Origin of the sequence: Rhizobium sophorae, assembly GCF_013087515.1 — a bacterium.
GTDB lineage: Bacteria > Pseudomonadota > Alphaproteobacteria > Rhizobiales > Rhizobiaceae > Rhizobium > Rhizobium sophorae.
The window spans coordinates 24721-35651 of the sequence record NZ_JABFCN010000068.1 but is presented as its reverse complement, the minus strand read 5'-3'; the positions used below and the strand labels follow the sequence as shown (position 1 = coordinate 35651).

Sequence of the window (10931 nt, the reverse complement as noted above, 5' to 3'; positions counted from 1 at the left end):
TGCGATCAAACTCGCCGCAACACGCATCTGGATCAGGTCGTTATGAGTCTGTGCCCTAGTAAGCCATCTGCGCGCGTAGGCGGGGCCTGATCCAGTCGAGGAAGCACCGCACCTTCAGCGGCAGGGGGTCGACTGGTCCATGGACAACGTTCACCGGCAGCGGTTCCGGTGCGAACTCCGTCAGCAATTCCTGCAGCGCGCCGGAGCGCAAGTGATCGGAGATCTGGTAAGACAGAACGCGGATAATGCCGATACCGGCCAGCGCAGCCTGAATGGCAGCCTCCGTCGTGTTGACCGCGAGTTTGGAGCGCGGCTCGACAGCAAAGGCCGCGCCATCCCGGCGGTAGCGCCATTCAGGCGCGGTCGCGAAGCCCTGGAAACTTATGCCGTCGTGCTGGGCGAGGTCATCCGGCTGACGCGGCACTCCTCGGCGGGCTAGATATTCGGGGCTCGCGCAGATCACCCGGCGGACGGTGCCCACGCGCGTTGCGATAAGCGCGCTGTCCGCGAGATGCCCGATCCGCAGAGCCACATCGACGTGCTCATCCGCCAGACTTAGCTGCCGATCGACGAGGCTCAGGCGCAGGTTGATATCGGGTTGCTCCTTCAGGAATTCCAGCGCAATTGGCAGCAGATGGCGCTCACCGAAGGCAATCGGTGCGGTCACGTGCAGCCTGCCACGCAGCGCGCCATAATCGCCGTTGGCCCGCCGCTCCGCCGCGTCCAGTTCCTCCAGAATGCGACGTGACGCGGCGACGAAGGCGCGCCCCTCCTCTGTCACGGCGAGGCCGCGGCGGGTGCGCAGGACCAAGCGCACACCAAGGTGCTTTTCGAGATCGGCGACTTTGCGACTAACCGTGGCGAGCGGTGCATGCAGTCGCCGCGCCCCAGCAGAAAGGCTGCCGGCATCGACCACCGCCAGCAGTACCGACATCGCTTCAAAACGATCCATCCAATCCTTCCGCAAACTGAGAGGAAAGTTCCCAAAATGGTAGGATACCCTATTGTTTGTGGGTATCATAGCTTTCACGTCGTCCAAGGGCGCTGCCGGCACCCCTATTGCCAATGATCAGGAAAGACGTCATGCCCCAACTTTCGCGTCGTGCCTTTGCAAGCGCTCTCCCTCTCGGTCTCCTCGGGGGGAGCCTCTTCGGCGGAGGAATGATTGGAGGCGCGTCTGCGTTTGCTGCGACGCAGGATACCGCCAACGCGCCGGTGAGCGTTACGCCGCTCGCGCAGATCCGCATCGGTCGCTTTACGGTGACGGCGTTGACGGATGGGTATGCCGATATGCCCTATGGTTATTTTCCGGGGCGCACCGCGGCGGAGGTTGAACAGGCGGCAGTCGCGCAGTTCACCGCCCGGCCGAGTGGGGTGCGGTTCCTTTTCAACCAGTATCTCGTCGAGGATGGCGAGCGCCGCATCCTGATCGATGCCGGTGCGGCGGGCTCGATCGGGCAAACCGGGCAATTGCCGCAGGCGCTCGCCGCGCTCGGCCTGCAGCGCGACCAGATCGACGCGGTGATCGTCACGCATATGCATCAGGACCACATGGGCGGTCTGATTCTCGGAGGGAAGAACAACTACCCCAAGGCGGAACTCTATATAGATCGCCGCGACGTCACCCATTGGACTGATCCGGCCAAGCGCAGCGGCGCGCCCGATTATCTGCAGACCAGCTTCAAGATGGCGCAGGAGGTCGTACGCCTCTATCCGAAACTCCAGGCGATTGACGGTGAGCGTGAGATTGTGCAGGGCGTCTCAATTGTCGACCTTACCGGCCATACACCCGGCCATATTGGCGTGCGGGTAGAAGATGACGGGCAGAGCCTCATCATGGTTTCGGATATGATCTTTCCGGTCGTGCATCCCGGGGCGACCGATGTGTTCTTCCTGTTCGAGCAGGACCCTGCAGCGGCCAAAGCGATGCGCGACCGCTTTTTTCCTCGCGCCGCTTCGGAGGGTGCGCTCATCGCCGCCACGCACATGCCCTTCCCAGGGCTCGGCCGTGTCGTCGCCGACCGTGGGCAGATGCGCTGGCAGATAGCGGACTGGGCCTTGCAGAACTGAGGTCCGCTCCGGCGGTCGCGAGGATTGAACCCGACATGAGCACCAGATATCTCAGTATCGCCGCCTCGAGATGGGACGCTGCGCGGAACCGTCGGGCTCTGTGAATATACCGGGGCGGTAACACTGCATCACGTCAAGCTGCCAGACGGGCACGATTGCCTCGTCCTGCACGACGGTCGTGACATGAAGGCGGGAATCCAAATAGGACTTCGCGCCGATGTCTCGAAGGTGCACTTTTTCAATGATAACGGACAGACAATAAAGCAGACCGACCAAAGTCATACCGCTTGAACGTACGGCCGCCCTTGGCACAAGCTGCAGAAGTCTCTCAAGGGCCGGATTCGCCTACTCGCCCTGTCGCAAGTTGCGAAGTCGGTCGAAAAGGACGGCCAGCACGATTGCCCCGCCGATAAAGCATCCTTGCCAGAATGCATTGATGCCGAGCAGGCCAAGACTGTTGCGGATGATCTCGATAAGTGCGGCGCCGACCAAGGCTCCAAAGGCGGTGCCGACGCCACCGGCCAGATTGGCGCCGCCGATGACTGCGGCGGCAATGACCTGAAGTTCCATCCCGGCGCCGATGTTTGTGGTGACGGCGCCAAGCCAGCCGGTTTGAATGATACCGGCAACCCCTGCCGAGAGGGCAGAAATCATATAGACGATGACCTTGATCCTCGGCACGGGAACACCCGTCAGTGTCGCGGCGTGCTCATTGCCGCCGATGGCAAAGACATAGCGGCCGAACTTGGTCCAGCGCAGCACAAAACCGGTCACGAGTGCCAGCACGACCATGTAAAGCACTGGATTGGCGATGCCGAAAACCCAGGCGCCGCCACCCAGCGCCAGTAGTTTGTCGTGATCGGGTCCGAACTGGAAAACGACAGTGTTGTTGGACGCAACCATCGCAAGGCTGCGCGCAATCGACAACATGCCGAGCGTGACGACGAAAGGCGGGAAGCCGAGATAGGCAATCAATACGCCGTTAAAAGCGCCGACCAAAAGAGCAGTACCGATTGAAGCGGCGATGCCGACTTCAATGCTGTATCCTGCGTGCATGACCACCGCCAGCACCATGCTGCAGAGGCAAAGCACGGAGCCGACGGACAAATCGATGCCGCCGGTGATGATGACCAGCGTCATGCCGAGCGCGATAATGGCGACGAAGGTGACGTTGCGGGTGATGTTGTAGATGTTCTTCGCGGTCGCAAAAGAGTCTGTCGCCGTCGACAGAAAAATGCAGGCGAGAATGACCGCAATCAGAACCCAGAATGTCTGGCCGGCCATGATCGTCGCAAGCCAGCTCCGTTGCTTCTGTCCGATCGTCTGGTCAAGTGTGATCGCCATCGTCGACCTTCTTCTTTCCTGTTGCGTTGGACAGCATCGATCACACCTGTTCGATGGCGCCGGTGATAAGCCCCGTCACTTCCTCCGGCGAACTTGCCGCAATCTGCTTGTCGGCTACTTTTCTGCCGCGCCGCATCACGATCACGCGGTCGGCGACCGAGAAGACGTCGGGCATGCGGTGGCTGATCAGGACAACGACAATGCCCCGGTCACGCAATTGGCGGATCAGATTGAGAACCTCAGCCACCTGGCGCACGGAAATGGCTGCGGTCGGCTCGTCCATCAATACGATTTTCGCTTCCGAGAGCATCGTGCGGCCGATCGCGACCGCTTGGCGCTGGCCACCTGACATTTGCTTGACGAGATCGCGCGCCCGCGTCTCGGATTTGAGCTCGCGAAATATCTCGCCGGCGCGTTTGTACATGGCCTTGTGGTCGAGGATGCGAAGAGGCCATACGCCGCGGCGCAATTCTCGTCCGAGGAACACGTTCGCTGCCGCCGTCAGATTGTTGCAGAGCGCCAAATCCTGGTGAACGATCTCGATGCCATGCTGGCGTGCTTCCTTCGGCCGATGAAGCACGAGGTCAGCGCCGTCGAGCCGCATGGTTCCATGGCTCGGTCGAAAGTTGCCGGCAATCATCTTTACCAGGGTGGATTTGCCAGCCCCGTTGTCGCCCATGAGGCCGACAACCTGCCCCGCTTCGAGCGAGAACGAAACATCGTTGACTGCCTGGATGGCACCGAAATGTTTGGAAATATTGCTGAGCTCAAGAACCGCCACCAGCCTTCTCGCCTCCCAAAACCTGCGGGCTATCCATCGCACCGAACCCTGCTTGTCTTGAAGGCAAGGCTCCGGCGAGTTCGCTTCCAGTATCCTCCCAGGAAAAGCGATCGGGAGCATTTACGCAAAACCCTGCGACAGCGTCAACTCATTGTCCCGGCAATTGACCTTATTGTCGCAAAAATCTGTTTTGTCAGACAAATATCATTTGACGAGAGTGGCGCGCAGATATTAGCTATTGATGGGGGAGAAACGGCATGCTGATCCTTGTGACCGGAGCGACGGGCAAGGTCGGGCGGCGCTTCATTGCTGGGCTGCTTGACGATCTGAGATTTTCCAAAGCCCGTATTCGTGCGCTTTGTCATAATCGTTTGTACGAGGCGACCGACCGTGTCGATGTCTTCCGAGGCTCGATCGCCGATCGCGATGTTGTGGCAGCGGCGCTGGTTGACGTTACCCATGTTGTGCATCTCGCCACATGCAAGGAAACGCCTGAAGACATCATGGATGTCACGGTCAAAGGTCTCTTTTGGCTGCTCGAGGAGTTCCGTACGAGCGTTACGGCACGCCAGTTCATCCTGATCGGTGGTGATGCGGGTGTTGGACATTTCCACTATCGCCACGACGGCCCGATCACCGAGAACGCCCACCATTGTGCCTATCCGGGAAGCTATGCGCTATCCAAAGTCTTGGAAGAGGTCATGCTGGAGCAGTTTGGCATTCAGTATGGCCTCAATGGCTGTTGTCTGCGCGCGCCCTGGATCATGGAAAAGGACGATTTCAAGTATTCGCTGTCTTTTGGAGACGACGTCTTTGGTGGCCCGGACTGGAAGACATTCGTTCCGGAAGACGCGGCACGGCGCTATGCGGCGATGAGTACGGTGCCGCTGCTCTTGGATGCCGACGGACGTGCACTGAAGCGCAATTTCGTCCATGTCGACGACCTCGTATCGGCAATATTGGCAGCGATCGACAATCCCCGGGCGGAGCGGCAGCTCTTCAATATCTGCATGGATCGCCCCGTCGACTATGCTGAAGTCGCCGCCTATCTCCTGCGCACGCGCAATCTCGGCTCTGTCGACATACCGAGCCGCTTCCATTCCAATTGGATGGACAACAGCAAGGCGAAGTACCTGCTGGATTGGCAGCCAAACTACGATCTCGAAATGCTTATCGACTCGGCCTGGCAATACGAGCGTTCGAAGGAGGAGCCTCGCATCGTCTGGTATCCGGGTTGATTTTGTGTGGCGGGCACGCGGTGTCCGTCTGTTTCAAGGGAGGAAACTATGAGGAAGGCACTACTACTTACAGCCGCAGTTTTAGCACTGACCGCCGGGCAGGCCCTGGCCAAGAAGCAACTCGTCATCGTCGTCAAAGGCCTCGACAATCCGTTCTTCGAAGCAATCAATCAAGGTTGCCAGAAATGGAACAAGGAGAACCCCACTTCTGAATACGAATGCTTCTACACCGGTCCGGCATCGACATCCGATGAAGCCGGCGAAGCGCAGATCGTTCAGGATATGTTGGGCAAGGCGGACACGGCTGCGATCGCAATCTCGCCGTCAAATGCAAAGCTCATTGCCCAGACCTTGAAGACGGCCAATCCGACGGTTCCAGTGATGACCCTCGATGCCGATCTTGCCGCCGAGGATGCAGCGTTGCGCAAGACTTATCTCGGCACCGACAACTATCTGATGGGCGCCCGCATCGGCGAATACATCAAGAAGGGCAAGCCGAAGGGCGGCAAGATCTGCACGATCGAAGGCAATCCGGGAGCGGACAATATTCTACGTCGCGCACAAGGGATGCGCGACACGCTTACTGGTCAGAAAGGCTTGACCGAGCTGAAAGGCGAGGGTGGCTGGACCGAGGTCGCCGGCTGCCCGGTGTTCACCAATGACGATGGTGCCAAGGGTGTTCAGGCAATGACCGATATTCTCGCGGCCAATCCCGACTTGGACGCATTCGGTATTATGGGTGGCTGGCCATTGTTCGGCGCGCCGCAACCTTATCGCGACCTGTTCAAGCCGATGGCCGACAAGATCGCCAGCAACGATTTCGTCATTGGTGCCGCCGACACGATCGGCGACGAGGTCGCCATTGCGAAGGAAGGACTGGTCACGGCGCTCGTCGGCCAACGACCGTTCGAGATGGGCTACAAGGCACCGTCGGTAATGATGGATCTGATTGCCGGCAAGCCGGTTGAAGATCCGGTCTTCACCGGGCTCGATGAGTGCACGAAGGATACAGTCGACACCTGCATTCAAAAGTAGCTTCACGGTTTGGCGCACCCGGTTCAAGGGTGCGCCGACTGTCTTCACGAGACGGATCGAGAGATCCGCTGGGCTTGACGCGCCCTGAATTCCGCGCTTTGTGCCAGCGTCAATCGCAGGCGACTTCCTCGTTATTACGATTGTTGTGATCATACGTGCAGACAGTCGAAAGAATGCTGAGGCAGTAGAAATAGATGCCTGACAAAAAATCGGGAAAGCCAACGGCTGCGCTCGAGGTGGTGATGGTTGACCGCTCGGCCACCACAAGGCGCCCAAATTCTCCCCGCATGACTGGGGCGAGTGTTCATGTGTCCTTAGCAGGCGAGATCGGTCTGCGAATCGTGCGCGGCGACTATCCGCCGGGCACGATCCTGCCAAATGAAGCAAAATGGTCGGAAGTATTTGAGGTCAGCCGATCGGCGGTGCGCGAAGCGATCAAGATGTTGATGGCCAAGGGCCTGCTTTCTTCCCGCCCGAAAATCGGCAGCTGGGTCGAACCCAAGGAACGTTGGAACCTGCTGGATCGAGATGTCTTGGGCTGGTATGCGGCATCTCCTGATCGCGAATCCTTTCTGAGGGCCGTGCAAGAACTCAGGCATATGATCGAGCCGGAAGCGACCGCGCTTGCTGCGGAACGCCGAACTGACGAGCAAATGAACGCGATCAACCAGGCCCTGCATGACATGGATCAGGCGACATCGCTCCAGCAGCGAACAGAAGCCGATGCGCGATTTCATATCGCGATCTTACGCGCCTCGGGAAATGATCTGCTGGTGCCGCTCGGCGTCTTGATCGAATCGGCGCTGAACCACCTCTTCGCCCATGTGACGCGGGAGGAAGACAATTTGCGGTACGCGCTGAAACTTCATGAAAATATTGAGAAAAGCATTCGACTACAGCGACCGACCATGGCGCGCAACGCAGTCCGCAAGGCGTTGGCAAATACTGACGAAATCATCGCCCGGTGGTCACGATAGATTTTTGCATCCTGTCCGACTGGCGCGTTGCCGATAGCTTGATGCGGGGGAATTCAACCTCCTACAGTCCTCGATGCCTACCCAAAACCCGCGGCTTGTGCTACTTTCCTTGGCAACCTTCGGGGGCTGAGCCATGCGTGGGCTGCTTGCATCGGTGGCGTTGATTTTCACAGGGACGGTGGCCGCTGCGGGGAACCCTTTGTTCGATGCCGTTGCCACTGGAAACACCGCCGTCGTCGAGCAGGTTCTGGCTAGCGGTGCCGATGTCGACAGCCGGGCACGCGATCAAGCAACACCTCTTATCAACGCCGCGCTCGGAGCCCAGCTTGCCATAGCCGAATTGCTGATCGGCAAAGGCGCCGACGTCATGGCTCGGAACTCGGGCGGCTTTACGCCGCTTCATGCCGCAGCCTTTTCCGGCAGCGTGCCGATCAGCAAGCTGCTGCTCCACCATGGCGCAACGCTCGACGACGCGGCCAATAAAGCGGGTGTAACGCCGCTGATGGTAGCCGGTGAGGAAAACCACGTCGCTCTCGCCACGTTTCTTCTGGCTGAGGGGGCTGACGTCGGTCATGCCGAGGTTCACGGCTACACGCCAATCACGCGAGCGATCTGGAAGGGCAACACGGACATCGTGCGGCTTTTCAAGCGGCATGGCGCGCCTTGCCCTCCGGCCAGCCGCATCGGCGAGAAAGAATACGCGAAATGCATGGAAATCCAATGATTGAACAGGAGGCAGGGATGTATGCAGGGACCAGAAGCGGTGCGCGAGGAATTGGCCGCTCTATGGCGGTGTTCCTTCTGGCTTTCGCCGCTGTCGGTGGATCGCGGGCTTTCGCCGACGACTCGGTAAACACGGGGTACTTCGGCGGCGTGGCAATCATGGGATACGACCCCGTTGCCTATTTCACCGAAGGCAAGGCGGTGAAAGGCTCCGAGGAATTCTCCCACGAATGGCTGGGGACGCCGTGGCTTTTCGCCAATGCCAAACACCGCGAAATGTTCATCAGCGAGCCGATCAAATATGCGCCTCAGTATGGCGGCTACTGCGCGGGCGAGGTGGCTCTCGGATCGGTGACGATCAACGTCGACCCAGAGGCATTCAAGATCATCGACGGGAAGCTTTACCTGATCTACGACAAGGGATCGGCGGAGGGGTTTGCCGCTCACGTGGCCGAAGCAGTGCCGAAAGCCGATAGAAACTGGCCGAAGGTCGCAGCCGATCTCGAGCGGGATCAGTATCACTGACGCAAGTGGAGCGCGGCTATTTGACGGGCGAAAAATAGAAGACCTTGGTGGAGTTCACATAAGCATAGCTGGTTTCAGCGGGCAAGTTTTCAGGTCTGTAGACCGGTCCGCAATCGGCTCGTCCAAATGCGTTTTCGCTCTGCTCGCAGAGCATGTCCCCATTGACGAAAACCGTTCCGGTGATCATCTGCGTCGCCGAGCGGAAGGCTGCCTTGCCGTCGCGTTCGATTTGCATGAGTGCAGGGCTTCCTGAGGGCTCGGTCTTGCCCCGGAGGAGTTTGCCCATGACGGCGCTTGCGATTTCGTCACCGTGCAGCCGATCCTGCTCATTGCCCCTGAAACCGAACGGCCATTCCGGCAGGCCGGCCTCGCGCAGAGCATCGAGGATAAACGCCAAATCCTGCTCGTTGCGGAAATGGGCATTGCTGATACGCCAGGCCGCCAGGGAATCGCGCCCAGCTAGAAAGCGAAGTCCTTCGGCGACAGTCGCACGAGCAGCATCGAGGCGACCGGCACGGGCATAGGCCATAGCGAGTGGGGTAACGAAATCGCCATTTCCCGGAGAACCATCGCGCGCGCGTTCGAAGTTGTCGATGGCCTTCGTGTAGTCGCGCTGCAAATAAAACACCAGACCAGCCGTGTATCGATTGATGGCTGAGAGGTTCGGATCGTGCCTGATCGCCGCCTCGACGGCCGCGCCGGCCTCGGCATGATTGCCGGAGAACAGTTGAACGTATGCCAATGCCATATGAGCTTCGGCATCGGCAGACCCAAGCGACACCGCCTGCTGCGCCGAGGCAACCGCCTGCTCGTAGCGGCGGTCCACGACTTGCATGACGGCAAGAACGGCGTATGGCGATGAAAGAGCCGGGTCGAGCGCCAGCGCGCGACTAGCCTTCTCGTAGGCCCTTTTTCGCGCCAGCGCGCTCTGGAGAACGTCGTCGTAAGCGCTTCGCCAGACATAGGCGGTCGCGTGCGCGTCGGCGGCGAAGGCCTCTGCAAAACCGGGGTCGAGCGCCTCCGCCTTGTCAAAGAGCGCCAGTGCCTCGAGCAGCCGGGAACGGCGGCCGGTACGCGTCGCCTGCTCGGCACGAAGGTAGTAGTCGTATGCCTCGAGATTGGCGGTCGGCGGACGGGTAATCCGTTCCGTCTCAGATTGAGTGAGCTTCAGGCCGAGCGCTTCGGCGATCTGCCGACTGAGCTCATCCTGCACAGCCATGACATCCGCCGCGGCGCGGTTAAATCGGTTTGCCCACAGGTGGTCGCCGGTTGCGGCATCGCTCAGTTGCGCATTGACGCGGATTTGATCGCCGATCCGTTGTACGCTGCCCTCAACGACAAAACGCACGCCGAGATCGCGTCCGATGTCGGCCAAAACGAGAGGCTTGCCTTTGTAGGCAAACACCGAATTATGGCCGATGACGTCAAGGTCCGAAAGCATGGTCAGATCGGCAATCAGGCTGTCTGTAATGCCATCGGTGAAATAATCCTGGCCGGCGTCGCTGCTCAAATTGGCAAAAGGAATCACCGCGACAGATGGACGTTGCGGCACAAACGACCATGGCCATGGCCATGTGAAGACAATCGCAGTGGTCGCGATCAACAGCGCTGCAAGCGTGGCCAGAATGATCGACCGGCGGCGCGGCCGACGAGAGGCGACGACCTTGCCTGCCTCAGAGGGATCTAACAGAACACGATAGACGCGAACCGGATCGGCTATGTTCTTCAGTTGCTGCTCACCGAGAGCCGAGAAGCCGACCTCAGCCTTGTGTACGGTGTGATCGAATGCGGTGCCGGATATGCAAATTCCACCGGGTGGGGCAAGGCTCTCCAGCCGTGCGGCTATGTTGACGCCGTCTCCGTGAATGTCCTCCCCTTCGACGATGACATCGCCGAGATTGACGCCGATGCGGAAAAGCATCCGCTGCTCGGGCCGCAGGGCCGCATTGCGTTCCGCCTTTTGTTGCTGGATTTTGACTGCGCAGCGCAAAGCATCCACCACGCTATGGAACTCAACCAGAATCCCGTCGCCCATAGTCTTGATCAGGCGGCCGTGATGCGTGGCGATTTTCGGTTCGAAGAGCTCGTGGAGGTCGGTGTGGAAGCGGATACGCGTTCCCTCTTCGTCGATCTCGCTCATGCGGCTGTAACCGACCACATCCGCAATCAGGACTGCTGCAAGACGGCGCTCCATTCCAGCTCTTTCCCGGTGTCCGATCCGCTAACCGATATCTTACA

Annotated in this window: 11 protein-coding genes; 7 read left to right on the top strand and 4 right to left on the bottom strand. The window is 59.5% G+C overall.

Annotation, left to right across the window (positions count from 1 at the left end):
- Nucleotides 1–55: 55 nt before the first annotated feature.
- Entirely contained in the window at nucleotides 56–952 is an 897-nt protein-coding gene (locus G9X64_RS34030; protein ID WP_246271150.1) for a LysR family transcriptional regulator, read from the bottom strand.
- A gap of 131 nt (nucleotides 953–1083) precedes the next feature.
- On the opposite strand from G9X64_RS34030, the gene G9X64_RS34025 reads away from it, so the two are divergent.
- Together G9X64_RS34025 and G9X64_RS34020 are read left to right on the top strand one after the other, a co-directional pair.
- On the top strand, nucleotides 1084–2070 hold the full coding sequence (locus tag G9X64_RS34025) for an MBL fold metallo-hydrolase (RefSeq protein WP_168311749.1): 987 nt from the start codon (nucleotides 1084–1086) through the stop codon (nucleotides 2068–2070).
- A gap of 48 nt (nucleotides 2071–2118) precedes the next feature.
- Nucleotides 2119–2361, top strand: a complete 243-nt coding sequence (locus G9X64_RS34020) for a TOBE domain-containing protein (RefSeq protein WP_312864224.1) — start codon at nucleotides 2119–2121, stop codon at nucleotides 2359–2361.
- 54 nt (nucleotides 2362–2415) lie between these two features.
- On the opposite strand, the gene G9X64_RS34015 is transcribed toward G9X64_RS34020, so the two are convergent.
- Together G9X64_RS34015 and G9X64_RS34010 are read right to left on the bottom strand one after the other, a co-directional pair.
- Nucleotides 2416–3414, bottom strand: coding sequence for an ABC transporter permease (locus tag G9X64_RS34015; RefSeq protein WP_171378324.1), 999 nt, complete (start codon nucleotides 3412–3414; stop codon nucleotides 2416–2418).
- Between the two features lie 40 nt (nucleotides 3415–3454).
- On the bottom strand, nucleotides 3455–4195 hold the full coding sequence (locus G9X64_RS34010) for an ATP-binding cassette domain-containing protein (protein ID WP_012758785.1): 741 nt from the start codon (nucleotides 4193–4195) through the stop codon (nucleotides 3455–3457).
- Between the two features lie 257 nt (nucleotides 4196–4452).
- Here G9X64_RS34010 and G9X64_RS34005 point away from each other — a divergent pair, with 257 nt between their 5' ends.
- The 5 genes from G9X64_RS34005 to G9X64_RS33985 all read left to right on the top strand — a co-directional run bounded on the left by G9X64_RS34005 (nucleotide 4453) and on the right by G9X64_RS33985 (nucleotide 8693).
- Nucleotides 4453–5433: an NAD-dependent epimerase/dehydratase family protein gene (locus G9X64_RS34005; RefSeq protein WP_171378323.1), complete on the top strand. Its 981-nt coding sequence runs from the start codon at nucleotides 4453–4455 to the stop codon at nucleotides 5431–5433.
- A gap of 48 nt (nucleotides 5434–5481) precedes the next feature.
- A complete protein-coding gene (locus tag G9X64_RS34000) occupies nucleotides 5482–6468 on the top strand; it encodes a substrate-binding domain-containing protein (RefSeq protein WP_017961839.1) in 987 nt (328 codons plus the stop codon).
- 194 nt (nucleotides 6469–6662) lie between these two features.
- On the top strand, nucleotides 6663–7445 hold the full coding sequence (locus tag G9X64_RS33995) for a FadR/GntR family transcriptional regulator (RefSeq protein WP_017961838.1): 783 nt from the start codon (nucleotides 6663–6665) through the stop codon (nucleotides 7443–7445).
- 133 nt (nucleotides 7446–7578) lie between these two features.
- A complete protein-coding gene (locus tag G9X64_RS33990; RefSeq protein WP_171378322.1) occupies nucleotides 7579–8169 on the top strand; it encodes an ankyrin repeat domain-containing protein in 591 nt (196 codons plus the stop codon).
- A 17-nt stretch (nucleotides 8170–8186) separates the two neighbouring features.
- Nucleotides 8187–8693, top strand: a complete 507-nt coding sequence (locus tag G9X64_RS33985; RefSeq protein WP_281360315.1) for a YHS domain-containing (seleno)protein — start codon at nucleotides 8187–8189, stop codon at nucleotides 8691–8693.
- A 16-nt stretch (nucleotides 8694–8709) separates the two neighbouring features.
- On the opposite strand, the gene G9X64_RS33980 is transcribed toward G9X64_RS33985, so the two are convergent.
- Nucleotides 8710–10887 (bottom strand): adenylate/guanylate cyclase domain-containing protein, encoded by a 2178-nt coding sequence (locus tag G9X64_RS33980; RefSeq protein ID WP_168311745.1) that lies wholly within the window; start codon nucleotides 10885–10887, stop codon nucleotides 8710–8712.
- Nucleotides 10888–10931 lie beyond the last annotated feature (44 nt).